General features: G+C 61.4%; 20 protein-coding genes and 1 riboswitch. Of the genes, 6 read left to right on the forward strand and 14 right to left on the reverse strand.

The window, feature by feature from the left end:
• Positions 1 to 30 precede the first annotated feature (30 nt).
• From ACHEXL_RS04360 to ACHEXL_RS04400, 9 genes are all read right to left on the reverse strand, one after another.
• Positions 31 to 2,190, reverse strand: a complete 2,160-nt coding sequence (locus tag ACHEXL_RS04360) for a TonB-dependent siderophore receptor (protein ID WP_416560803.1) — start codon at positions 2,188 to 2,190, stop codon at positions 31 to 33.
• Between the two features lie 66 nt (positions 2,191 to 2,256).
• Positions 2,257 to 2,359, reverse strand: a riboswitch (TPP riboswitch).
• A 27-nt stretch (positions 2,360 to 2,386) separates the two neighbouring features.
• Positions 2,387 to 3,424 carry an NAD(P)/FAD-dependent oxidoreductase gene (locus ACHEXL_RS04365; RefSeq protein ID WP_416560804.1) on the reverse strand — a complete coding sequence of 346 codons (1,038 nt, stop codon included), beginning with the start codon at positions 3,422 to 3,424 and terminating at the stop codon, positions 2,387 to 2,389.
• A gap of 46 nt (positions 3,425 to 3,470) precedes the next feature.
• Positions 3,471 to 3,800: a ferredoxin FdxA gene (fdxA, locus tag ACHEXL_RS04370; RefSeq protein WP_416560805.1), complete on the reverse strand. Its 330-nt coding sequence runs from the start codon at positions 3,798 to 3,800 to the stop codon at positions 3,471 to 3,473.
• A 63-nt stretch (positions 3,801 to 3,863) separates the two neighbouring features.
• Positions 3,864 to 5,162, reverse strand: coding sequence for a sulfate adenylyltransferase subunit 1 (locus ACHEXL_RS04375; RefSeq protein ID WP_416560806.1), 1,299 nt, complete (start codon positions 5,160 to 5,162; stop codon positions 3,864 to 3,866).
• 93 nt (positions 5,163 to 5,255) lie between these two features.
• Positions 5,256 to 6,185 (reverse strand): sulfate adenylyltransferase subunit CysD, encoded by a 930-nt coding sequence (gene cysD / locus ACHEXL_RS04380; protein ID WP_416560807.1) that lies wholly within the window; start codon positions 6,183 to 6,185, stop codon positions 5,256 to 5,258.
• A gap of 83 nt (positions 6,186 to 6,268) precedes the next feature.
• Positions 6,269 to 7,024: a phosphoadenylyl-sulfate reductase gene (locus ACHEXL_RS04385; protein WP_416560808.1), complete on the reverse strand. Its 756-nt coding sequence runs from the start codon at positions 7,022 to 7,024 to the stop codon at positions 6,269 to 6,271.
• The gene (locus ACHEXL_RS04390; protein ID WP_416560809.1) at positions 7,024 to 7,401 is read right to left on the reverse strand and encodes a DUF934 domain-containing protein; all 378 of its coding nucleotides are present in this window, start codon (positions 7,399 to 7,401) and stop codon (positions 7,024 to 7,026) included. Before ACHEXL_RS04390 ends, ACHEXL_RS04385 begins: the two co-directional genes overlap by 1 nt.
• An 18-nt stretch (positions 7,402 to 7,419) precedes the next feature.
• Positions 7,420 to 9,228 carry a nitrite/sulfite reductase gene (locus tag ACHEXL_RS04395; protein WP_416560810.1) on the reverse strand — a complete coding sequence of 603 codons (1,809 nt, stop codon included), beginning with the start codon at positions 9,226 to 9,228 and terminating at the stop codon, positions 7,420 to 7,422.
• Positions 9,229 to 9,240: 12 nt separating this feature from the next.
• Positions 9,241 to 10,032 (reverse strand): sulfite exporter TauE/SafE family protein, encoded by a 792-nt coding sequence (locus ACHEXL_RS04400; RefSeq protein ID WP_416560811.1) that lies wholly within the window; start codon positions 10,030 to 10,032, stop codon positions 9,241 to 9,243.
• A gap of 230 nt (positions 10,033 to 10,262) precedes the next feature.
• Between ACHEXL_RS04400 and ACHEXL_RS04405 the strand changes: the two genes are divergently transcribed.
• Positions 10,263 to 11,462 (forward strand): ABC transporter substrate-binding protein, encoded by a 1,200-nt coding sequence (locus ACHEXL_RS04405; RefSeq protein ID WP_416560812.1) that lies wholly within the window; start codon positions 10,263 to 10,265, stop codon positions 11,460 to 11,462.
• Between the two features lie 64 nt (positions 11,463 to 11,526).
• On the forward strand, positions 11,527 to 12,507 hold the full coding sequence (locus ACHEXL_RS04410) for an HD-GYP domain-containing protein (protein ID WP_416560813.1): 981 nt from the start codon (positions 11,527 to 11,529) through the stop codon (positions 12,505 to 12,507).
• Between the two features lie 42 nt (positions 12,508 to 12,549).
• On the opposite strand, the gene ACHEXL_RS04415 is transcribed toward ACHEXL_RS04410, so the two are convergent.
• The gene (locus tag ACHEXL_RS04415; RefSeq protein ID WP_416560814.1) at positions 12,550 to 15,195 is read right to left on the reverse strand and encodes a putative bifunctional diguanylate cyclase/phosphodiesterase; all 2,646 of its coding nucleotides are present in this window, start codon (positions 15,193 to 15,195) and stop codon (positions 12,550 to 12,552) included.
• Positions 15,192 to 16,391 (reverse strand): ABC transporter substrate-binding protein, encoded by a 1,200-nt coding sequence (locus ACHEXL_RS04420; protein WP_416560815.1) that lies wholly within the window; start codon positions 16,389 to 16,391, stop codon positions 15,192 to 15,194. The genes ACHEXL_RS04415 and ACHEXL_RS04420 overlap by 4 nt, the downstream gene beginning before the upstream one ends.
• A 121-nt stretch (positions 16,392 to 16,512) precedes the next feature.
• Here ACHEXL_RS04420 and ACHEXL_RS04425 point away from each other — a divergent pair, with 121 nt between their 5' ends.
• Both ACHEXL_RS04425 and ACHEXL_RS04430 read left to right on the forward strand, forming a co-directional pair.
• Positions 16,513 to 17,751 carry an HlyD family secretion protein gene (locus ACHEXL_RS04425; RefSeq protein ID WP_416560816.1) on the forward strand — a complete coding sequence of 413 codons (1,239 nt, stop codon included), beginning with the start codon at positions 16,513 to 16,515 and terminating at the stop codon, positions 17,749 to 17,751.
• Between the two features lie 7 nt (positions 17,752 to 17,758).
• The gene (locus ACHEXL_RS04430; RefSeq protein ID WP_416560817.1) at positions 17,759 to 19,705 is read left to right on the forward strand and encodes a glycosyltransferase family 2 protein; all 1,947 of its coding nucleotides are present in this window, start codon (positions 17,759 to 17,761) and stop codon (positions 19,703 to 19,705) included.
• 13 nt (positions 19,706 to 19,718) lie between these two features.
• Here ACHEXL_RS04430 and mnmC read toward each other — a convergent pair whose 3' ends face one another.
• Both mnmC and ACHEXL_RS04440 read right to left on the reverse strand, forming a co-directional pair.
• Positions 19,719 to 20,873 (reverse strand): FAD-dependent 5-carboxymethylaminomethyl-2-thiouridine(34) oxidoreductase MnmC, encoded by a 1,155-nt coding sequence (mnmC, locus tag ACHEXL_RS04435; RefSeq protein WP_416560818.1) that lies wholly within the window; start codon positions 20,871 to 20,873, stop codon positions 19,719 to 19,721.
• A gap of 36 nt (positions 20,874 to 20,909) precedes the next feature.
• Positions 20,910 to 21,185, reverse strand: a complete 276-nt coding sequence (locus ACHEXL_RS04440; RefSeq protein WP_062405287.1) for an oxidative damage protection protein — start codon at positions 21,183 to 21,185, stop codon at positions 20,910 to 20,912.
• Positions 21,186 to 21,387: 202 nt separating this feature from the next.
• Between ACHEXL_RS04440 and ACHEXL_RS04445 the strand changes: the two genes are divergently transcribed.
• Both ACHEXL_RS04445 and ACHEXL_RS04450 read left to right on the forward strand, forming a co-directional pair.
• A complete protein-coding gene (locus ACHEXL_RS04445; protein WP_416560819.1) occupies positions 21,388 to 22,164 on the forward strand; it encodes a ferredoxin--NADP reductase in 777 nt (258 codons plus the stop codon).
• Positions 22,165 to 22,247: 83 nt separating this feature from the next.
• Positions 22,248 to 22,745 carry a disulfide bond formation protein B gene (locus tag ACHEXL_RS04450; RefSeq protein ID WP_416560820.1) on the forward strand — a complete coding sequence of 166 codons (498 nt, stop codon included), beginning with the start codon at positions 22,248 to 22,250 and terminating at the stop codon, positions 22,743 to 22,745.
• Positions 22,746 to 22,976: 231 nt separating this feature from the next.
• On the opposite strand, the gene argA is transcribed toward ACHEXL_RS04450, so the two are convergent.
• Complete coding sequence (gene argA / locus ACHEXL_RS04455) at positions 22,977 to 24,323, reverse strand: amino-acid N-acetyltransferase (protein WP_291928411.1); 1,347 nt, start codon at positions 24,321 to 24,323, stop codon at positions 22,977 to 22,979.
• Positions 24,324 to 24,352: the final 29 nt, after the last annotated feature.

A 24,352-nucleotide genomic window follows, 5' to 3' on the forward strand; every position in this document is an offset into this window, starting at 1 on the left:
AAGATTTTTTAAAAATCCTGCCGCTGTGTTTCAGAAGCTGGCTTTGACACCCACGCGCACTGTTCGTGGGGCACCGGGATACAGGTAGTAATGGCCAAACTGCTTGGGCGATTCGCGCCAGTAATGGCGGTCTGCCAAGTTGTCGATGGCCAAGGTCCATTCGGTGCGTGTGCCTTGAATACGCGTGTCGTAGTGGGTGGCAAAGTCCAGTGTGTTCCAGCTGGGCAAGTTGATGCTGCCGTTTTCAGTCACGCGTCGTGATCCTTCGTGGCTCAGACGCAGGCTTGTGCGCAGTCCAGGGACGTCGGTGAAACGGTATTGGGCTATGGCACGCAATGTCAGTGCAGGGACGTTCAGCGGTTTTGATCCATTCAAATCGGTGTTGAGAGATGCACCTGAGATGCGTGCGTCAACCCATTGCGCCTGGCCTGCAAGCAACCACTGCTGATGATGCCATTGAAGCCCTGCGTCCAGGCCCTGGTGCCTTTGAGTGCCATCGACGACGCGTTCACCTGCGTAGTCGTATGCCGCGGGACGCTCTATGTGGAACAACGCCGCACTCCAGCTCAATGCATTGCCCACTTTTCCTTTTGCCCCCAGTTCAATTTGTTTGCTCCTCTGCACCCCCAAAAACTGACCTGCGTTTATGTAGTTGGCATTGTTGGGAGCCGCCAGCAATTCGACACCTTCGCCATAGGAGGCATACATGGTCGAGCCGTTGATGTACTCGTGTGAAAGTGCAATCCAAGGTGTGGTGAATCCGCTGCTTTGACTTTTAGGGTTGGGATTGGCTGTGTCAAGTGAAAGGGTGTTGCGATCACTTTGGGTATGGCGCAGGCCGAACCATGCAGCCGTCTTGGTAGAAAGCGTCATGCGGTCCATCACTGAAATTTCAGTGCTGTACTCGCTGCGATTGGTGTTAGGGTAGGTTTGATCGAGCACTTGCGCCGGGACGACACTGCCGGTGGCTGTGCTGGTGCCGGCGTAGCTGTATTGCTGTGTTGCTTGAAGCCGGTCGAGTTGGCGGCTTCGCATGGCACTGAAAGTAAGGTTATGCGTGAGACCGGCAAGCTCCAACTGTCCTGCCAAGCTGGTCTGAAGGGCCTCTGTTAGGCGTCGTTCGTTGTCGCTGCGATAGTCGTATATGTCGAAGCTGCCGTCGGCATAAAAGCGGTCACAGTTGCCCCCGCAGCCGAAAGCAAATGACAGGCGGTCATCGGTGCGCAGTTTTTGAGCGCCATATTGTGTGCTCCATAGCCATCCTTGATCAATGGCTTGTTTGAATCGGATTGAGCCGGTTGTCGCTGCAAAAAAACCAGGAACGGACCACGCTTGTCGAGTCAGGTTGGTTTTGGGGTCAACAACTGCAGGGAGTCCGATTGCGCCGTCCCATAGGCTAGAGCCGTTGACGCCGATCTGTTGCCGTTCGCTGCGCTCGATTTCCCACTCCAGCTTGCTGTCGGGGCTGATGCGCCAGTCCATGGCCAGTGCGAACAGTTTCCGGTGGCCTTCGCTGTTTCGGATGTACGGGTCCAGGTTTTCATAGGCCGCGTTGAATCGGTAGCCCAAGGCTTGGTCCTGGCCTAAGCGGCCACCCAGGTCCAGGCCCGCGCCACTACTCTGACCGGTGCCATAGCTGGCGCTGACCGAGCGGATGGTCTCGTTTTTGGCCGAGGGCGGGCGTTTGACCACGTAGTTGACCAAGCCTCCAGGGGCGCTGGTGCCGGCTTGGATGCCGCTGGTGCCTTTGAACAGTTCGATGCGTTCCTTGTTGTCCATGGGGATCATGGTTTCTGCGGAAATCGGCAGGCCTTCGCGGCGGTAGTTGTAGCGGTTGTCCAGCGTGTAGCCGCGCACGCTCAGCATGTCCCAATACGCAGGTGAGTTGTAGCTGTCGGCCACGCTGGCGTCCAGGCGCAGGGCATCGGACACGCGTTGTGCCCCGATGTCCTGCAGCGTTTGTCGGTCGATGGTGACCGCACTGAAAGGCGCTTTGCTCAAGGGCACATCACCAAAGCCGCTGACCTGCGATGGGGCGGTTTCGGTGATGGTGATTTCGGTCACGCTTTGCGCATGGGCACAGCCCAGTGCCAGCAGGGCTATCGCGCTGGCAATGTGGGTGGCGCGAAAATTCGTGCGAAATGTGAAACGGGCAGATGCCCGGCGTGAAAATGGCGAAAAAAATGCCATGACGTTGTCCTTAACGTAATGGCAGGTCGGCTGACTGGGAACGCGGTGTGCCCGCGAGTGAGGCACCGTTCTTTTGACAAGCTTCCCTGCGCGAGGATTACCTCAATCAGGTTCAAAGGGACTTTCTCAGTCGAAGACCTCACAGCCCTCAACACCCCTAGCGGATGCGCCACAGTGGGGTGGCGCGGAATGGATTTTATGCGATGCCCAGACGTTGGTGCAGCAACGTAGAAGTCGTCGTGTACTGCAGCAGGGTCTTTTCCTCAGGGCGCAGCAGGGCCACGGCACCGAATGCGGCCAGTGTGGCCTCGTGAAAGCCGCAGAGGATGAGCTTCTTTTTACCCGGGTAAGTGTTGATGTCACCCACGGCAAAAATGCCCGGCTCGGACGTGCCAAAGTTTTCGGTGTTCACCGTCAGTTGCTTGCGTTCCATGGCCAGGCCCCATTGCGCCACGGGGCCCAGCTTGGGCGACAGGCCCAGACAGGTTTGCAGTACATCCAAATTCAGCCACTCGGCGTCGCCTTGCGGATTGAGCAGCTCGAGTGCGTGCAGGCGGCCTGCATCGCTTCGCAAGCCGGTGGGCTGGCCCGCCACAAAGCGCATACGGCCTTGGTCGCAGGCCTGCCGCATTTGGGCGATCAACTCTGGCGCGGCGCTGAACTGATCGCGCCGGTGCAGCAGCGTCACGCTGGCGGCGGTTTGCGGACCTTCGATGGCTTGAAGGCAGGTTTGCAGTGCGATGTCACCGTCACCGGCTACCACCAGATGCTGACCGCCCCAGCGCTCAGGCATGGGGTGCTCGGCAAACACCTGTGTGCCTTCAAAAGCCGTCAGGCCGTCGAGCACCATGCGTCGCGGCACAAAAGCGCCCACGCCAGCGGCGATGAACAGGGTTGGGGTGCGGAATGTTTGGCCAGCGCTGGTGGTCACTTGCAAGCGCTGATCAGGCAGGCGCTCGACATGGTCAACTTGTTGGCTCAAATGCAGGGTGGCTTTGAATGGTGTGATTTGCTGTTGCAAACGCTCGACCAGCTCCTGACCGGTGCAAAACGGAATGCCCGGGATGTCGTAAATCGGCTTGCCCGCGTACAACTCGGCACATTGTCCGCCGACGTGGGGCAGTGCATCAACCACATGGCAATGAATGCCTTGCAGCCCGAGCTGGAAGACCTGAAACAGGCCCACAGGGCCTGCGCCAATGACCAGCGCTTCGGTGTCGATAGGGGTGGTCATGGTGCAAAGTTCAAGAAGAAAGGACCCTGGCCTTGGTCCTTGGGGCTCAACGGATCAGCTGAGCGAGTTTGCCGGTTTTGTCTTTCCATGCGTCCGCATCGGCCATTGGGGCCTTGCGCTTGGTGATGCTCTTCCAGCCGGGCAACAAAGCCAGCTCAGCATTGAGCTTGGTCATGTGCTGCTGGTCGGCGGGCAGGTCTTCTTCAGCGTAAATGGCGTTCACCGGGCATTCGGGGATGCACACGGCGCAGTCGATGCATTCATCGGGGTCGATGGTCAGAAAGTTGGGGCCTTCTCGGAAGCAATCCACAGGGCAAACGTCCACACAGTCGGTGTATTTGCACTGGATACAGGATTCGGAAACAACGTGGGTCATGATGGACTCGGAAAATGGTGCAGCGCTGTCGGATGGGCGCGGAACCTTGGATTTTAAAGGAGATCAGTTCACCAGCACGGCACCCGAGGTCTTGTGGCTGGCTGTGTCCACCAGCACCAGTGCGCCCAGGATGCGCGACTGGGCAAAGGGCAGGGTGACCAAGGGTTCCTGCAGGGCCAGCGTGACATGGCCAATGGCGTTGGGTGCCAGCTCGGTGGCTTCTTCTTCGGCCAGGGTGTTCACGTTCAGGCGGTGCACCACGCGTTGTACCTTGGCCTTGACCCAGCGGTGGCCGTGCAGCGCCCAGTAAAGACGGCCTGCCACCAGGGGCTCGTCGTCCATCCAGGCGATGGTGGTGCTCAGCTGACGCTGGCCCTGGCCCTCGGGGGCGCCCAAAGACGCTGATTTTTCGGCCAGCAGCCAGTCGCCTCGCGACACGTCTACCTCGCGGTCCAGCACGATGCCCGCGCTGTGGCCGGCTGCCTTGTTCTGCGGTTGGCGGGTGGCCGACAGCACTTGCGACACCACGGCGGTCTGGCCGCTGGGGAAGACTTTGATGGTCTGGCCCGGCTCGATGCTGCCGGTGGCCACGCGGCCCCAGAACACGCGGCGGCCCTGGGTGGTCACGCCGGAGTCGTGGAACTTCTCGACCCACTGCACCGGGAAGCTGAAGGCCACATTGGTCTCTGCAGGCGTGACCGGCAGGTCTTCGAGGATGCTGAGCAGGCTCGGGCCGGTGTAGCCGCACCAGTCGGCTTGGTCGTTGTTCTCGGTGGTGACCACGTTCCAGCCCTTGAGGGCCGACACGGGCACCATGGCTGCGACGGTGATCCCGGCCTCTTTTGCGAACTTCTCCAATGCGCCAGCAATGTTTTGGTAAGCCACAGTGGCATCGGCCACAGCGTCAAGCTTGTTGATGGCGAACACGATGGACGGCACACGCAGCAGGTTCACCAGCAGCGAGTGGCGGCGGGTTTGCGGCAGCAGTTGCAGGTTGGGGTTGGCCCAGTCGAGTTTGATGGCGTCCACCAGCACCACGGCAGCATCGGCGCTCGATGCTGCGGTGACCATGTTGCGGGTGTACTGCTCGTGGCCGGGTGCGTCACCGATGATGAACTTGCGCGCTTCGGTGTTGAAGTAGCGGTAGGCCACGTCGATGGTGATGCCTTGCTCACGCTCGGCGCTCAAGCCATCGGTCAGCAGGGCCAGATCGGTTTCGCCCGAGCGCTGCACGCCCGCCAGGTGGTCTTGCAGCACGGCTTTGGTGTCCACCAGCAGGCGGCCGATTAGCGTGCTCTTGCCGTCGTCGACCGAGCCGCAGGTGATGAATTGGAGGGCAGAAAAGTGTTGGTTGTTGCGCATGGTGTCAGTCCTTGTTGGGGAGGTAGGTCATCGCGAGGCACGAAGCGATCCATGGACGGCCGCGCTTCGCTCGCAATGACGGATGGATGTTTGTCAGAAATAGCCATCCTTCTTGCGCTTCTCCATCGACGCCTCGGACGTCTTGTCGTCCATGCGCGTCGCGCCGCGCTCGCTCACGTCGGCTGCCAACGTTTCGATCACGATCTGCTCGGGCGTGGCCGCATCGCTTTCCACCGGGCAGGTGCAGGTGATGTCGCCTACGGTGCGGAACCGCACGTCGCGCACCACGACCTGTTCGCCGTCTTTGGGCGGGGTCAACTCGGTCACGGGCACCAAGAGGCCGCGGCGGTCCACCACCTCGCGCTTGTGCGTGTAGTAGATCGAAGGCAGGGCAATGCGTTCGCGGGCGATGTACTGCCACACATCCAGCTCGGTCCAGTTGCTGATCGGGAACACGCGAAAGTGCTCGCCCGGCTGCAGCTTGTGGTTGAACAGTGTCCACAGCTCGGGGCGCTGAGCCTTGGGCTGCCACTGGCCAAAGCTGTCGCGGTGGCTGAAGATGCGCTCTTTGGCGCGGGCTTTTTCTTCGTCACGGCGGGCGCCGCCGATCAGGGCGTCAAAGCGGAACTCTTCGATCGCTTCGAGCAGCGTGACCGACTGGTGCACGTTGCGGCTCTCGCCCGGGTGGGCCAGGCGCACGGTGCCGCGCTTCATCGAGTCTTCAACGCTGCGCACGATGAGCTCGGCCCCCAATTCCTTGGCGCGGGCGTCGCGGAAGTCGGTCACTTCTTTGAAGTTGTGGCCGGTGTCGATCATCAAGAGCGGATAGGGCAGGCGGCCAGCGCCAAAAGCCTTCTCGGCGCACTTGAGCATGACCAGCGAGTCCTTGCCGCCCGAAAACAGCAGGGTGGGGCGCTCGAAGGCGGCAGCGACTTCGCGCAGGATGAAGATGGTTTCTTCTTCCAGCGCGTCCAGGTGGCTGTTGCTCAGGGTGTGCAACTCGGTTTGTGTCATGGCGTTCATTCGGTTTTCTCTGTGCTTGTCATTGCGAGCGTCGCGAAGCAATCCAGGGATTGCTTCTGCCTACGGCCTCGCAATGACGGGGTTTATTTCTTCACATGCAGTCCGCATTCCTTGGCCGCCTCGTCTTCCCACCACCAGCGACCAGCGCGGAACTCTTCGCCCAGGCTGATGGCTCGGGTGCAAGGGGCGCAGCCGATGCTCGGGAAGAACTGGTCGTGCAGCGGGTTGTAGTCCACCTGGTTCGTGGCGATGTAGTGCCACACGTCGCCCCAGGTCCATTGGGCCAGCGGGTTGAACTTGTACAGCGACTTGGTGGCCACTTCGCTCTCGTCGAGCAGAGGCACCTCGGCGCGTGCTGCGGACTGCTCCTGACGCAAGCCGGTGATCCATGCTTTTTGGCCTTTCAGGGCGCGGGCCAGTGGTACCATCTTGCGGATGCCACAGCACTCCTTGCGCAGCTCGATGCTCTTGTAAATGGCGTCCTGCCCTTTGTCGCGCACGAACTGGATGACCGATTCGTGTACCGGACGGAAGACGTTGATGGGCGCACGAGAATGGGCCTGGGTGCGCTCGAGCAGGGCCAGGGTTTCGGTGTGCAGTGCGCCGGTTTCCAGCACAAACACCGGGATGTCGACTTGCAGCCGGTTGATGAGGTGGGTGATCACCACATCTTCGGCGCCCAAGCTGGAGGCCTGGGTCACGGGGGCGAATTCGGCGGCTGCACGCCGCAGCAGGCTCTCGGTCTCGGCCAATTTGGCGGCAAAGTCGGCGCTGGCTTTGGCGTTTTGCTCGATGGCTTTGGCCGGGGAACTGCGAGAGGATAGGAGGCTGGTGGTCATCACGCGGCTTTGGCGAATGGGGGTTGTGTGCCAACCGCCGAGCCTTGGTAAAACCCGGCAAAGCGCTCGAACTGGCGTTGGGCTGCTGAAGCGTCTACACCCTCGCGCAGTACGGCCACATCAAAGCCGGTGCGCTGCATCTGCACCAACTGGTCGATCAGCACATCCCCCGTGGCGCGCAATTCGCCCGCAAAGCACAGACGGCGGCGCAGTAAAAAGGCCTGGCTGTAGGCACGGCCGTCGGTGAATTTGGGGAACTGCAGGTCGATGCGGGTCACGCCGTTCAGGTCGAGCGTGCGGGGGTCCACATCGTTGGCCAGCGTGATGACGGTAGCCGATTCGACGGCTTGGTGCTCTTGTGCGGTGATGATTTTCATGGTCTGTTTTCCCGACGTTCAAGCGGTTTGTGCATCGGCTGCAGGGTGACGCGCCGCATGGGCCGCCGCCTTGAACGGGTCCTGGCCCACTCGGCGCAGGGTTTCGATGAAGTATTCATGGCGGCCTTGTGCGGGCTGGCGCAGCGCTTTGTAGGTGTCCAAAATCGCTTCGATCACGTCGGGCACTTCGAACGATGAGAACGAGGGGCCCACCACCTTGCCGGGGCCGGTGGGGCCCGACAGGTCTTTGCCGTCCGAGCCACCCAGCGTGACCTGGTACCACTCCTTGCCATCTTTGTCCACGCCCAAAATGCCGATGTGGCCCGAGTGGTGGTGACCGCAGGAGTTGATGCAGCCGCTGATGTGGAAGTCGATGTGACCCAGGTCGTTCAACTCGTCCAGGTCCTGGTAGCGCTCGGTGATGGCGGCCGCCAAAGGCAGCGAGCGGGCATTGGCCAGTGCGCAATAGTCGCCGCCGGGGCAGGCGATCATGTCGGTTAAGAGGCCAATGTTGGGCTGGGCCAGGCCCAGCGCCTTGGCTTCGAGCCACAGGGCGTGCAGCTGGTCCAGGCGCACCCAGGGCAGCACCAGGTTCTGGCTGTGCGTCACGCGGGCTTCGCCAGCGGAGTACTTGGCCACCAGGGCGGCGGCGGCGTCGAGCTGGTCGGCGGTGGCGTCACCCGGGGCCTGGCCTACGCGCTTGAACGACAGTGTCACGGCGCGCAAGGCGGGGTTCTGGTGCGGTTTGACGTTTTGCGTCATCCAGCGGGCAAAGGCAGAGGTCTTGGCCGCTTCGATGCTGACATCGGCTTCGGCCTTGGCGATCCATTCGGCGCTGTTGGCGGGCAGATTCAAAACCGGCGCAGCAAAGCAGGCGGCCACCCGGTCGAACTCGGCTTGCGGGATGGTGTGCAGGCCACCGTCGTGCTCGACGATGGCCTGGTATTCGGCTTCGACCTCGTCAAAGTAGCGCTGACCTTCGGCCTTCACCAAAATTTTGATGCGCGCTTTGTAGAGGTTGTCGCGGCGGCCCCAGCGGTTGTAGACACGGATCACGGCTTCGAGGTAGTTCATGATCTGGTTCCAGGGCAGGAACTCGCGGATCACGGTGCCCACCACCGGGGTGCGGCCCATGCCGCCGCCCACCAGCACTTTGAAGCCGATTTCGCCTGCGGTGTTCTTCACCATCTGCAGGCCCACATCGTGCCAGCCAATGGCAGCGCGGTCTTCACGAGCGCCGGTGATGGCTATTTTGAATTTGCGCGGCAAAAAGGCGAATTCGGGGTGCAACGTGCTCCACTGGCGGATTAGCTCGGCATACGGCCGGGGGTCGACCACTTCGTCAACCGCCACACCAGCCAGCTCGTCGGTGGTGGTGTTGCGGATGCAGTTGCCGCTGGTCTGGATGCCGTGCATGTTCACGCTGGCCAGCAGGTCCATCACGTCGGCCGATTTGGCCAGCGGAATCCAGTTGAACTGTACGTTTTGGCGGGTGGTGAAGTGGCCGTAATTGGTGGTCAGCTTGGGGGCCAAGCCTGCAATTTTGTCTTGTGTGGCTTGGGCCTCGGCCAGCAGGGCGGGGTCGGGCGTGTCGTATTCGCGGGCAATGCGCGCCAGCACTTTCAGCTGGGGCGCCGAGATTTCGCCATAAGGCACGGCCACACGCAGCATGGGCGCGTAGCGCTGCACATACCAGCCGTTTTGCAGGCGCAGGGGCTTGAACTCATCGCCGCTCAACTGGCCGGCTTGAAAGCGCTCGAGTTGGTCGCGGTGTTGCGCGGCGCGGGCGCGCACGAACTGTTTGTCAAATTCGGTGTATTGGTACATGAGGGGACTTCTTCAGATCAAAACCAGTTTGGTGCCGGCCCAGGCCAGCAAGACGGAAAGCAAGGAACGGATCACCCGGTCGGGGGTGTGGTGGGTCAGGCGCGAGCCCAGCCAGATGCCGGGCAGCGAGCCCGCCAACAGCTTGGCCAGCAAAGGCCAGTCGACCGAGCCCAGAGACGCATGGCCCAGACCCGCCACCAGTGTGAGCGGCACGGCATAAGCGATGTCGGCTGCCACGATACGGGGCAAAGGCAGCAGAGGGTACAGCAACAACAGCACGGTGACGCCAATCGCGCCCGCGCCGACAGAGGTGAGGGTGACCAGGGTGCCGATCAAGGCGCCGAACACCACGGGCAGGCTCCAGTGGCGGGGTGTGCTGGCATGGGCTTCGTCGGCCGCATCCAACTGGCGTGGCAGTTGTTTGCCGCGCACCGCTTTGTAAAACATGGCCGCCGCGGTCAGCAGCAGCGCCACGCCCAAGGTGGTGGTCATCAGTGACTGTACTTGGGCAGAGGCCGGCCCGACCCAATGCAAAAAGCCCAATGTGGCCAGGCAGGCCGGGATGCTGCCGGCGCTCAGCAAGCCCACCACGCGCCAAGGCACGATGCGCTGGCGGGCAAAGCTCACGGTGCCGCCCAGCTTGGTGAAAGCCGCAAACAGCAAGTCGGTCCCCACGGCCATGTAGGGCTTCACACCGAAAAAGAAGATCAGCAAGGGCGTCATGAGCGAGCCGCCGCCCACCCCCGTCAAGCCCACGATGGTGCCAACGAAAAAACCTGCGAAAACATAGCCCAAATCAACCATGGGCGAGACTGTAAGGGGGCTTTATGCTGAAACAAACGATTTTTTAGTTGGGTATATATGCTGGGTGTTTATAAGAAGTGGGCAGGGTTGTGTCTTGCAGGGATAGATGTCCGCACGCGCGGGCGTGATTTGCCGCAGTTGGCCCGGTTGTTTTGTGTGTCCTCTCTGCGACAGGGGAAAAATCGGCTGGTAAAGTCACGCTTGCTCACCTTATCCCTAGGACTATTTTTATGAACCGCCTTATCGCCACAAGCCTGCTCGCTGCTGCTGCAGTCGCCCCAGTTTTCGCCCAGTCTCCGATCAAGATTGGGGAAATCAACAGCTATTCCGCCATCCCCCAATTCACCCAGCCCTACAAACAAGGCTGGCAGCTGGCGGTCGAAGAGATCAACGCCCAAGGCGGTTTGCTGGGCCGCAAAGTCGAGGTGATTGCCCGCGACGACGCCGGCAAACCCGATGAGGCTTTGCGCCATGCCATCGAGCTGACGTCCAAAGAAAAAGTCGATGTGTTGGCTGGCGGCTTTCTGTCCAACGTGGGCTTGGCCTTGGCCGACCACGCCGCCAAGAACAAGCGCCTGTTTGTGGCCAGCGAGCCATTGACCGACGCCATCGTCTGGGACAAGGGCAACCGTTACACCTTCCGCCTGCGCCCCAGCACCTACATGCAATCGGCCATGCTCGTCGAGGAGGCAGCCAAGATGCCCGCCAAGCGCTGGGCCACCATCGCGCCCAACTATGAATACGGCCAAAGCGCTGTGGCCAGCTTCAAAGAGTTGCTCAAAGCCAAGCGCCCCGATGTGGAGTTCGTGAGCGAGCAGTGGCCTGCCCAAGGCAAGATCGACGCGGGCAGCACGCTGACCGCCACCATGGCCAGCAAACCCGACGCCATTTTCAATGTGACCTTTGGCGCAGACCTCGCCAAGCTGGTGCGCGAAGGCAACCAACGCAATGTCTTCCCCAAGACGCCTGTGGTGTCGCTGCTGTCGGGCGAGCCCGAGTACCTGGAAGTGCTGAAGGACGAAACGCCCAAGGGCTGGATCGTGACCGGCTACCCCTGGGACCAGCTGGACAACAAGGAGCACGCCAGCTTTGCCACCAACTATTACAAGAAGTTCAACGAGAACCCCAAGGTCGGCTCGGTGGTGGGCTACGCCACCATGCAAGCCATTTTTGCGGCCATCAAGAAAGCCAACACCACCGATAACGAAAAGCTGGTCACTGCCATGCGTGGCCTGAAATTCAGCACGCCCTTCGGCCCGGCCGAGTTCCGCGCCATTGACCAACAATCCACCATGGGCGCCTATGTGGGCAAGCTCGACCAGCGCGGTGGCAAAGGCACCATGGTGCAGTGGCGGTATGCCGATGGCAAGAACTACCAGCCGAGCGACGCGTACGTGAAATCTCGACGCCCGGCTGATGCCATTCGGTAAAACCCGTTCACTTCTGCAGGCGGCATGCCCTATGCTGTGAACTCTCTCCTATTCAGTTCAAGCCATGCCCATGAAGGAAGACAAGTTCCATGATCCCGACCAACTGATGCTGGCCCAAGCCGATGCTGGTCTGGTTCTGGTGGACCCGGCCAGTGGTCGCATTGAAAGCCTAAACCCGGCGTGGCCTCAATGGCTGGGGCGCTCCAAGGCGTCTTTGCAAGGCGCTGTGTTTTGGGACGAAGGGGGCTGGCGGCAACCCGAGGTGGTTCGCACGTTGGTGACGCTGACCAGTCTGCCTTTGTCTATGCCCCCCATGGCCATGACGGCATGGACCGAGGGTGAGGAGAGCCTGTCTTTGGTGATGAGCGCCAGGTCCGTAAACCTGGCCGAGCGTCGTCTGGTGCTGTGCACTTTGGTGCGCAGCAGTTTGGCGCAAGCCATGGCCATCTCCTCCACTGTGGCCGAAACCGCCCTCATGGGCGTGGTGCAGGCGCTCATCACCGTGCTGGAGGTGCATGACCCGGACTCGATTGGTCACCAAAGGCGCGTGGCCGATCTGGCAGGCACCTTGGCCAGAAAGCTGCAATGGGCGTCTGATGAGGTCGAGTCGGTGGTGCTGGCGGCGCTGATCCATGACCTGGGCATGGTCACGGTGCCTTCGCGGATTCTGGGCAAAACCGAGTTCCTGTCGCAAGGCGAGGTCAGGCAAATCCAGAAGCACGTCACGACTGGGCTGGACATGCTCAAACACATTGAATTCGCGGGTCCGGTCAAAGCCTTGATTGCCCAGCACCACGAACGCATCGACGGCAGTGGCTACCCTTTGGGCCTCAAGGGCGAGGATGTATTGCGGGGTGCTCAAGTCATTGGCATGGCGGACATGCTGGATGCCATGACGCGAAACCGCCCTTACCAAAGTGCTCAAAGCATGGACCAGGCGTTGCAGGTCTTGCTGGTGTCCTCAGGCGTCTTGTTTGATGCCGATTTGGTGCAGGCCTGTGTGGCCTTGTTCGTGCAAGGTGGCTACCGCTTTCCTGGGCCGTGACCCCTATGGGAGAGGTGCCGAGCCGCTTCTTCCAAAGACGGCTCAGGCGGGCTCCAGGTGCGAGGGCAGCTCCAGGATGTCTGCCAAAGGCATGGGGCGTGCAAACAAGAAGCCCTGGGCCTTGTTGCAGCCCAGGCCCAGCAGCACATCGCGCTGGAAGAAGGTTTCCACCCCTTCCACGGTGACCTCCATGTGCAAGGCGCGGGCCAGGGCCAAAACGGCCTGAATGATTTTCACGGTGTTGGGGTCTTGTACTGACCAGACAAAAGAGCTGTCGATTTTGAGCTTGCGAATCGGCAATTGGCCCAGCCTTGCGAGTGAAGAATAGCCTTTGCCGAAATCGTCGATGGCGATCTCGACGCCCAGCCCGATCAGCAGTTCGAGCTGCAAATTGGCGTCCTCCAGACCCTGGATCAGCTCGGTTTCTGTCACTTCCATCACCAGACCCTCGAAGCTGCTGCATTTGGCATCGATGCAGTTCGTCAGGATGCGGAAAATCCGGCGGTTGCTCAGCTGTTTGGCCGAGACATTGAAGGCCACATTGGCTTCGGGAAAGCGTGTGCGCAGCGGGGTGAGGTCGTCTACGATCTGACAGAGCATGATCTCGGTCAGCGGGTCGATCAGACCCATGCTCTCGGCGATGGGGATGAACTCGCCGGGAGACACGGGCCCCAGTTCGGGGTCATCCCAGCGGGCCAGCGCCTCAAAGCCACGCACTCGGCCATCGCGCAACTGCACCTCCGGCTGGTAGTGCGGGCGGATCAGGCGCTCGCGCAGGGCATCGGCCAGGCGGGCTTCGATGCGGTGGCGACGCGTCAGGCGCAAGATGATCTCGTTGTTCAGCCAAGTCACGCGGGCACGCCCCGCCTCTTTGGAGGACTGCAAGGCCGAGTCGGCCAGGACCAACAGTTCGTTGAGGGTTTGCGCATGGTCGGGGTAGACCACCGCGCCCACCGAAAACGAGGCCTGTGTCATCACGCCGCCGGGCAGCTCGATGCGGTGCGTCACCGACTGCATCGAGTCGCTGAGCTTTTGCTGCATGCCGGCCACGTTGTCCTTCATGTACAAAATCGCGATGAACTCATCACCCGAGCGGCGGCACAAAAAGTGGGGTTGGGGCAAAAAGCGCGACAGGTTTTGTGCGATCTGCAAGATCACCTGGTCGCCTTGTTCGTGGCCAAAGCTGTCGTTGATCAGTTTCAGGTGGTCCAGGTCGATGAACAGCAGGGCAAAGCGGTGGGCGTGCGCGTTGTCGGGCCTGAGCTGGGTGTGCATCAATTCGGCAAACGCGCGGTAGTTGGGCAGGCCGGTCAGAGGGTCTTGGTAACTCAGATCGCGCAGCCGGTCTTCGGCCAGTTTCAGAGCGCTGATGTCGGAGAAGATGGCCACATTGCCCAGACTTTGCTGGTGCTCATCAAACAGGGCCGACACCGCCAGCATGACCGGGATGGGGCGCTGATCACGCGTGAGGAAGAAGGTTTCGCCACGCCATTCCCCGTGCTGACGCACGGCCTCCCCGATGTTCACGCCTTCTTGCGAGGTTTCCTGCAACCGGTAGAGCAGGCCTGCGGGCTGGTCGATGAGCTCTTCACGCGGGTAACCGGTCATGCGCAGCAAGGCGGCGTTGACGTCGGCAATGCGCCCTTGGTCGTTGGTGATCAAAATCGCTTCTGCGGCGGTCTCGAACACCCGCGACGACACCAGCAGCTTTTGTCCGATGGCCCGCTGGCGCAGCACGATGGCCTGTACGGCATCGAATACAGCAGTGATCTCATCGCCCTCGTCGTCGTGGAAGGCGGGGGCCACCCCGTCGGTGGCGATCTTGGAGGTCACTTCCACCAAGGCGTCGAGCCGGTCGGTCAGGTCTTTGGCAAAACCCTCAGCCCAGTTGCCCAGCCGGCGGTAGAGCCAGGCACCGCCTGCCAAGGTCATGGCCACCGCCAGGAAAGCCACCAACAGCCTTTGCCACATGGGCAGGGTCACTTCCACATAAAGCACCATTTGTTCGTGCTCGAAAAGGATGGGCACCGCGCTGTAAGTCGTCAGCACTGAGCCCATGCCTTCGCTGTGGGGGGGGGTGAGGCTGTAGTTCAGCCCCAGGCTTTCTGGCAAACCCAGGCTGGTCAGCTCGCGCGTCAGGTTGATGCTGCTGAGCAAAATACCCAGCGGGCTGTCCGAGAAGGGTGCGATCACGGGCAAGGAAAACAGCAGCAATTGACCTTGGTCCGAGGGGTAGAGCTGCACCTGGGGTCGACCCTCCTCGATGGTGCGCTCGATCGCCGCGCTGTCCAGGCGGGGTCGCTGGCTGGAGGTTGGGCTCAAGATGAAGTCTCGCCCCCGGTAATCCAGCAAATCAATCTGGTGGTGCGGGTTGCGGTTCATCTTGGCCAGCAAGGGCTCCAGATAGGCTTCGCGTCCGGCCGAGTCGGTCAGGCCCGTCCAGACCACCGAGGAATTACCCACCGAGTCGGCTTCGCGCACGATGGCCGACAGCTCGGCCGACAGTTTGGTGGCGATCAGTGCCCGGTACTGCTGCAGTTCGCTGCGGTGGAAATAACTCACGCTGGCCAGCGTGAGCAAGAAAATCAGGCCGGTAAACCCCAGCACATAGGTTCCCAAAATTCTGAGCAAACGGTTGGTGATTTGCTCGCGCAGCGAAACCGAATGCTGTGGGGCGGGTGTGTTCATGGTGTGGGTGTCAGTGTGCCGTCTGGTCCGACGCGCACGAACAGAACTTGGCTGGCGTCCAAAGCATCGTGGCGCGTCGCCGTGAAGGCAGGTTTGTAGTCTCGCACAGCCCCAGAGAAGGGGGGCAGTTTTTCGAGGGCATCGCGCACGCGGCTGCCCTGTGTGCTGCGGGCGCGTTCGACCGCCAAGGCCAGCAAATGCACGGTGTCGTAGGCGTGCGCGGCGCCTACTGGGCTGGGGATGGCGTTGGCTGTTTTGTAGGGGCTGTGGGTGTGAATCCACTGGGCCAGCGCTTTGGCGCGGGGTCGTTGGTTTTGCAGGAAGCTGAAGGTCTGGATCACGTCAAAGGACACCTGGCCCAGTGCCGGCCCCACCATCTCGTGCAGCAGCCCGCCCACAGTGCCCCAGTGCGCGACCACCGGCAGGCGCTTGTCGGCGGGCAGGGCAGCCATTTCCTTGAGCAAGATGGTGGCTTCCTTTTCATTGCCCACAAACATCAAAGCCTGGCCCTGGTTATCGAGGCAGCGACGGTAGTCTTCGGCAAAGCTGGTGTCGCCCCAGTTGTACCAACGCACCACACCAAAGTTGAGTTTGTAGCGGCTGGCTTTGGACTTGATCACCGCATCGGCCGAGCGGCCCCAGGAGGTGTTGGGCAAAAAGGCGCAGACCTGCGAGGCTTTGTAGGTGTTGGCCATGCGGCGCATCATGGCTTCGATGCCCCAGTCGTCCTTGAGCGAGACCCGGAAGGTGTAAGAGGGGCGGTAGGGGTGGTCGGTGATGCCGTCGGCCGAACCCCAAACGCTGATCAGCGGCACTTTGAGTCGGTGGGCTTCCGGCAGCACCTCAACGCTGATGGGGCTGTACTTGCCGCCCAACACCACCACCATGTCTTTCATCTGGGCCAGTTCGACGAAGTTGTCTTTGCCTCGGGCCGAGACGCCTTTGTTGTCGGTCGTCACCAGCTGCAGGGGCCGCCCGCCCAGCACACCGCCGGCCCGGTTAATTTCGTCGATGGCCGCTCGGGCGCCCAATTCGATGGCGATGGGCGCGGTGTTGGTTTTCTGGCCGTAAGCCCCATCAAACCCAATGAGTACAGGGGGCTTGTTGGTCTGAGTGACCTGCGCAGTGGCTGTCATGGGTAGGATCAAAACCAACAGATACAAAGTGGCAATCCAGAACGGAGGGTGTCGATGCATGGCTTCAATCAAAAAGAAATTGGTTGACTTTTAAATTCAACTTTGCTTGCAATGATATTTGCAAGAATTATGATGTTAGCAAATTTAGTAAATATTGAGCACGGGTGATCCAGGGGAAAAAATGGCACAACAAGAACAAAAAGCCCGGATCTTGTCGGGCAAATGGTTGCGCAGGGGCATTGGTGGTCTGATTTTTCTGACGGCGATGGTGGTGGCTGTTCCTGCCGTGCTGAACCAGCAAAGCAGCCACGCTGTCGTCAATGCACCTGTGTTGTCGGTGCATTCGCCCATTTCCGGCACGGTGCAAGATTTCAATGCTACCGCCGGCCAAGCAGTGTCTTCGGAGACGCCGCTGGGTCGGGTGCTCAGTCTGCGGGCGCGTGAGAGCCTGGAGAATGAGCTGCTGAGTTTGCAAGAGCGGCTGCAAGGCTTGCAAAGCCAGCAAACCGATTGGCAGCGGCTTCAGCGTGCATTTGAGCAACGTGCCAAGCGACACGCTGACCATGAGCTGGCCAGATTGCAGGAGCAGTTGGCCGAGGTGGCGGCTCAGGCCACTGCTCAGCAGGCGCAATTGCGCCAAGACGCGGACACCCTGGCTCGCCAGGAGCGATTGGCTCGGGAGAATTTCATCTCGCCGCTGCAAATCGATGCCGCCCGCAATGCTTTGCAAGCCAGTCAGGCCCGGCTCGAAGCCATCCAGGCGCGTGAAAAAATGCTGCGCATCGAAGGTGCGGCTGTGCGCGATCAGGTGTACCTGGGGCAGGGGCGCAACGATGTGCCCTACAGCCAACAAAAACTGGAGGACTTGCGCATCCAGATGGCCGAACTGCACACCCGGTTGCGTGAAACGCAAAGCCGCGTGCAACAAATTCAACACCAGTTGGCCCAAGGTGGTGACGGTCAGCAAGCGCTGCAGGAGGCCCCTTTCAACGCCCCTGTGCAAGGCTTGCTGTGGCGCAAATTTTTCGCCAACGGCAGCGAGGTCACTGCGGGCGCCGAGCTGGCCCAGGTCATTCACTGCCGTGATGCCTTTGTGGATGTGGCGGTGCCTGAAAGCCAGCTACACCACATGTCCCCTGGCACGCTGGTGCAATACCGCCTGTTGGGCACCAGCGATTGGCTGCAGGGCAAAGTGCGCGCCACCAGTGGCAGCGGCAACACCGGTGTTGACTTGACCCTGGCCGCGCAGTTGCGTCGCGAGCGCAACGAGGGCCGGGTGCTGGTCGATATTCGGCCGCAAGACTTGCCCCAACCCGAGTCCAGCCTGTGCTACGCCGGCCGCGTGGTGGATGTGAAGATTCCGCGCAGCTGGAACCCCCAGATGTTGTTCAGCCGCGTGACCGCCATGGGCACAACATGATCACCACGTGATTGACGAGAACCTTATCCCGCTGCTGTTGGTGCTGGGGCTGTTTGCCCTGTTGTGGGACACGCGCCGCGACCACCCTCATGTCAGGCTGGCGGTGACCCTGGTGCCTGCGGTGTTGTTGCTGCCTTACCTGGTGTGGCGCGTGGGCTCGACCTTGCAGGTGGCGGGTGGGCAAGGCTGGCAGGCCCAAGCCTGGATCTGGGCGGTGGGCCTGATCGAGTTGCTGGCGCTTTTGGAAGTGGGCACCTTTTTGCTGATCATGAGCCGCATCAACACCCGCAGCGCCCAGGCCGATGCGGTCGATGGCGCGGCCGTGTTGGGCCAGCCTGAGGTGGATGTGTTCATTCCCACCTACAACGAGCCACTGGATGTGCTGGAGAAAACCATCCTGGGTGCGCAGGCCATCGATTACCCGAACAAGACGGTTTGGGTGTTGGACGACGGCCGCCGCGATTGGTTACAGGCCTATTGCGCCCGCCACGGCGTGCGTTACCTGACGCGGCCCGACAACCTGCACGCCAAAGCGGGCAACCTGAACCACGCGCTGCAGCACGCCCGAGGCGCGTTTGTGGCCGTGTTCGACGCCGATTTTGTGCCCTCACGCAGCTTCATTCGGCGCACCTTGGGCTTGTTTGTGGACGACAGCGTGGGCATTGTGCAAACGCCCCAGCACTTCTACAACAAAGACCCGATCCAGACCAATCTGGGCCTGATGCAGGACTATCCGGACGAGCAGCGTTTGTTTTTTGATCAGATGGCGGCTTCGCGTGACGCTTGGGAGGCCTCATTTTGCTGCGGCTCCTGCAGCATCATGCGGCGGCAGGCGCTGGATGCAGCGGGTGGCATCCCGACCGAGAGCATCACCGAGGACCTGCTTACCACCTTGGTCATGCTGCGCCAGGGCTACCGCACGGTGTACCTGAACGAGCGCCTGAGCATGGGTTTGGCGGCCGAGTCGATCGAGGGCTTTTTTGTGCAGCGTGAACGCTGGTGCCGGGGCGCCATCCAGTCGCTGTTTTTGCGTTGGGGGCCGTTGGGGCCAGGACTCACGCCCATGCAGCGCCTGCTGTTTTTCCCGACCAGCTGGCTCACCCAATATTTTGTGCGCCTGTTCTTGCTGCTCATCCCGCTGGCTTACCTCTTGCTGGGCTGGATGCCTTTGCAGTTCACCAACACGGGCGACCTGGTTCGCTTTCAGCTGCCCTTGCTGGCGGGGCTGTTTTTGGCGACCCGTTGGCTGGTGGGCTCGCACTACATCCCGCTGGTGTCGGTGCCTGCCAGCGTCTTTTCCAGCTTCAGGCTCGCACCAACGGTGCTGGCTTCGCTGATCAAGCCTTTTGGCAAACCCTTTCGCGTCACGCCCAAGGGTTCGATGTCGGTAGGCGGCCGGCAGGTCGACAGCGTCACCCTCACGCCGATTTTGCTCACTTTGGGCCTGACCTTGCTGGGGCTGTTGATCAATGTGACGCCCGAGCTGGCGGTGGTGCCTTTCACCGAATTTTTTCCGATCGCGGTGTTTTGGTCTGGCCTGAATGTGTTTGCGCTGGCGCTGGCCGCGTTGCTGTGCATCGAAGGGCCGCGCCTGCGCCGCGAAGAGCGTTTTGAGCTGCAAGAACCTGCGCTGCTGCAATGGGGTGGTCAGTCCCTGCCCGTTTTGTTGGTGGATGCCAGCGTGGACGGGTTCCATTTGAGCGCTGACCCGGCCGGTTCAGCTTTGCCCGAGGGCAGCGATGACCTCAGCCTGGTGATCCGGGAGGTGGGCGAGGTGCCGCTGCAGATCCTGCGCCGCTGGCCCGGTCGCTTGAGTGGGCGTTTTGTGCTCAGTGAAGCGCAGCGCGATGCGCTGATCCGCAAGCTGTTCAGTGGCAACTACAGCAACCACGTCAGTCGGGTGCAAAGCTGGCGCAAATTGCTGCACCGCATGTGGCTCAAGGCCATGCGGTGAGGGCAATCTGATTTCAGGCGCGAGCGAAGCGCTCAGCTGCCAGGTGCTTGGCCAAAGATTCAGGCAAGGCCAGGGGCTCGTGGTTGAGCCAGGCGGCGGTCAGTTCACCGCACAACACGGCCAGGCTGATGCCGCGTGCACCCATGCCCGTGCTCAGGCACAGGCCCGGCAGGCGCTGGCGGTCGACTGGGCCGACCGCAGGCAAGCGGTTGGGCAGGGTGCAGCGCAAACCTGCCCAGCCCTGTACCCGGTCCAGCCCGAATTGCCCGGCCATGGCCTGGCCCAAAGCGGGCAGCAGCGTGGCCAGGCGCAGTTGGTTGGCGGCGTGGTCTTCTTCGCGCACGGGGGTTTGCTCGCAGTTGCGCTCAAAGGTGGAGCCGATGAACCAGCCGGGCCCTCCCTCAGGCGTGGGCACGCCGCTGATGAAGCTGCCGTGGCCGTTGACCGGAAAAGCTGGCAGCAGCTGGCGCTGGGCATCGGTCAAGTGGGCCATATGGCCAAAACTGACTTGTCCGCGCAAAGGGTTCAGCGGCACGGCAAAGCCGGGCAGGGGTTGCAGCAATGCCAGACTGTCAAATGCGCTGGCCACCACCAGCCAAGGGGCCTGGCCCAGCGTTTGGCCTTGGGCATCGGTCACGGCCCATTGCTCGCCGCGCCGCTCGATGCCTTGCACCTGCTGGCCCCAGCGCACCTGCACGCCCGGTGTTTGCAGCTGCGCGGCCACCAGCTGCCGGGGTCGAATCCAGCCCGCTTGCGCATGCCAAAGTGCGGGCGAGCCGGGTGGCAGGCCAGCCGCAGCGATTTGCGCTGGAGTTGCCGGGGTGCTGTGCTGATCGGTGTTGTCCGCAGGCAATCTGCGTTTGTCCGCCAAGTTGTGTTCCAGAACGCCGCTCAGGGCCCAGTCGGTGCCGCTGTGCAGCAAGGTCTGGGCGCGTTGCAGGGTGGCTTGCACGCCTGCACGCGTGATGCGCGAGAGCACGTTGTCGTCGGGTGAAACATGCGGCGCTGCCAAACCCGCAGGCAGGCCCGATGCGCCAGCACCCACGCCCTGGGCTTGGTCGAGCACAGTGACGGCCCAGCCCCGTACAGCCAGGCTGTGCGCCACAGCCGAGCCAGACAAGCCCGCACCGATCACCAGCGCTTCGCGCTCGTCGAGTGGTGAGCTCAAGGGATCAAACAGCAGGGGGTCAAGCGCAGCGAGGCATCAGCCCGCTGCGGGTGGCACATAGCCTTGGGCGGCGTCGGCGCCATCGCCGAAAAAGTGGTTTTCCATCTGGCGGGCCAGGTATTGGCGGGCCCGCAGATCGGCCAGGTTCAGGCGGTTTTCATTGACCAGCATGGTCTGGTGCTTGAGCCAGTCGGCCCAGGCTTGCTTGCTCACGCCTTCCCAGATGCGTTTGCCCAGCTCGCCGGGGTAGGGCGGAAAATCCAGGCCTTCAGCTTCTTTGCCGAGTTTGATGCATTGAACGGTACGTGCCATGGTGGTGTCGAGCCTTGATCTGTCTAAAGAAGCGCTGGTTATACGGATATAGAATTTCAGTATTTCCAGTTGGGAGCGGTTCACACGACAATCGGGTTTGATCCGTTTCCGTGTGGTCTTACAGGCCGTAACTGTAGCAAGCTTTCAGCATCCCCCAAGGGCATTGGGTCTCTGGTCCCGCCCCAACACAGACAAATATCAAATGAGTGCATTTCTTGAAGAGCGCGTTTTGAGCGTTCACCACTGGACCGACCGCCTGTTCAGCTTCACCACCACCCGCGACCAGGCCCTGCGTTTTTCCAACGGCCACTTCACCATGATCGGCCTGCGCGGCGACAACGGCAAACCGCTGTTGCGTGCTTACTCGATTGCCAGCGCCAATTACGAAGAGCACCTTGAATTTTTGAGCATCAAGGTGCCCGATGGCCCGTTGACCTCCAGGCTGCAGCACATCCAGGCGGGCGACACCATCGTGGTGGGCCGCAAGCCCACGGGCACCTTGCTGTGCGACTACCTGTTGCCCGGAAAAAACCTGTATTTGCTGTCCACTGGCACGGGTCTGGCCCCGTTCATGAGCATCATCCGCGATCCCGATACCTATGAGCGCTTTGAAAAAGTCATCCTGGTGCACGGCGTGCGCCAAGTCAACGAGCTGGCTTACCACGACTACATCACGAAAGAGCTGCCTGCCAACGAGTTTTTGGGCGAGATGGTCAGTCAGCAACTGCTGTACTACCCCACTGTGACCCGCGAGCCTTACAAACACCAGGGTCGGGTGACCGATCTGATAGAAAACGGTAAGTTGTTTGCAGATTTGGGCCTGCCCACGCTCAACCCAGAGACCGATCGGGTGATGATCTGCGGCTCCCCCGAAATGCTCAAGGACCTCAAGCGCATTTGTGAAGAGCGCGGCCTGAAAGAAGGCAACACCAGCACGCCTGGCGCTTTCGTCATCGAACGCGCGTTTGCCGAATCCTGATCGGGCAGGGGTTTTGTGACAGGCCCCACCGATGCGGCTTGGACACGGGCGCACAATGCGCCCGTTTGCTTTTGGAATTACCCATGAATCTGACTTCCATCACCCCCCCACGCTGGATGGCTCTGATCGCCTTGTCGGGCATCGGGATGCTGATTTTTGGCCTCTATCTGCAGCATGTGGTGGGCCTGAACCCTTGCCCCATGTGCATCGTGCAGCGTTATGCCCTGATCGGCGTGGTGCTGTTCGGGGCCATGGGTTGGCGTTTGCGTGGCTGGGGTTTGGCGGTATCGGCCTTGCTGCTGGCGTTGACGGCTGGTTTTGGGGCGTTCACCGCTGCCCGCCAGAGCTGGTTGCAGTGGTACCCGCCAGAGATCGTGACCTGCGGGCGGGACTTTTACGGCATGGTCGAAAACTTCCCGATCAACCGCGCCATCCCCATGATCTTCAAAGGCAGCGGCGACTGCACCAAAATCGACTGGACCTTTCTGGGCGGCTCGATCGCCAACTGGTCGTTTGTCGCGTTCGTGGTGTTTGCGGTGGCCGGTCTTTGGATCGCGTACAGGGCATTCAAGAACCGCTGATGTTCTTATCGGTCGCGTGACTCACCATTGCCGTCGTTGCGAGGAGCGAAGCGACGCAGCAATCCAGCTGTGGGTGGGCGGCATGCACTGGATCGCCACGCTTTGCTCGCGATGACAGCTTAAGACGCAAACGATGACGAGCTCATGCGCTCGCCTGGGCGGGTTTCGGCCGCCGTTCAAGCGGTTGGCGGCCTTCACGCGGTCAGAAACCGCTCCCACACAGGCTCTGGTTCAGAGTTTCTTGACCAGCACCTGGCTCTTGCGGTCCCAGTTGTATTTGCGTTTGCGGGCCTCAGGCAGCCAGTCGGGGTCGACCTGCACAAAGCCGCGTTTGATGAACCAGTGCATGGTGCGGGTGGTCAGCACAAAGATGCTTTTGAGGCCCATGGCGCGGGCGCGTTGCTCCACGCGCTTCAAAATCTTCTCGCCGTCACCCTGGCCCTGTGACTGGGGCGACACCGTCAGCGCGGCCATCTCGGCCGTCTTGGCTTCGGGGTAGGGATAGAGCGCTGCGCAGGCAAAGATCACGCCGTCGTGGTCGATGATGGTGTAGTGGTCGATGTCGCGTTCGATCTCGGTGCGGTCACGCTTGACCAGGGTGCCGTCTTTCTCGAACGGCTCGATCAGCTGCAAGATGCCGCCCACGTCGTCGGCGGTGGCCTCGCGCAGTTCTTCGAGCTTTTCGTCCACCACCATGGTGCCGATGCCGTCGTGCACATACACCTCCAGCAGCAGCGAGCCGTCGACTGCAAAGGGCAGGATGTGCGAGCGCTCCACGCCTTCTTCGCAGGCTTTGACGCAGTGCTGCAGGTAAAAACCAATGTCGGTCGGCTCGGTCGGCGGGGGCAGCGAGGCCAGCAACTGTTTGGCCGCTGCCAGTGGCAGCTCGGTGTCGATGGGGTTGTCGTCGCTGGCGGGCTCACCCGGCTGCATGCGGATGCCCGGAATCTCGGTCACAAAAATCAGTTTGTCGGCCTGCAGCTCGGCGGCCACGCTGGTGGCGACCTCTTCCATGGCCAGGTTGAAGGCCTCCCCCGTGGGCGAGAAGCCAAAGGGCGACAGCAGCACCATCGCCCCCATGTCCAGTGTGCGCATGATGCCGTCCACGTCCACCTTGCGCACCAGGCCCGAGTGCTGGAAATCCACGCCATCCACAATGCCCACGGGCCTTGCGGTGATGAAGTTGCCTGAAATCACCCGCACCGTAGAGCCCGCCATGGGGGTGTTGGGCAAGCCCTGGCTGAAAGCCGCTTCGATCTCGTAACGCAGCTGGCCTGCGGCTTCTTGCGCGCAATCGAGCGCCACGCTGTCGGTGATGCGGATGCCGTGTGAGTACTTGGGCGTGTGGCCTTTGGCGGCCAGTTGCTCGTTGACCTGCGGGCGAAAGCCGTGCACCAGCACGATCTTGACGCCCATGCTCTGGATCAGGGCCAGGTCTTGCGCCAGGTTTTGCAGCTTGCCCGCCGCAATCGCCTCGCCCGCGATGCCGACCACAAAGGTCTTGCCCCGGTGCATGTGGATGTAGGGGGCCACCGACCGGAACCAGGGCACAAAGGTGAAGTTGAAGACAGTGGACATGGGCAATCTGGGGGCGGCAAAGGTGGCGG

It is taken from the genome of Limnohabitans sp. YIMB22184 (genome assembly GCF_048020265.1).
In the GTDB taxonomy this organism is placed as follows: domain Bacteria; phylum Pseudomonadota; class Gammaproteobacteria; order Burkholderiales; family Burkholderiaceae_C; genus Limnohabitans_A.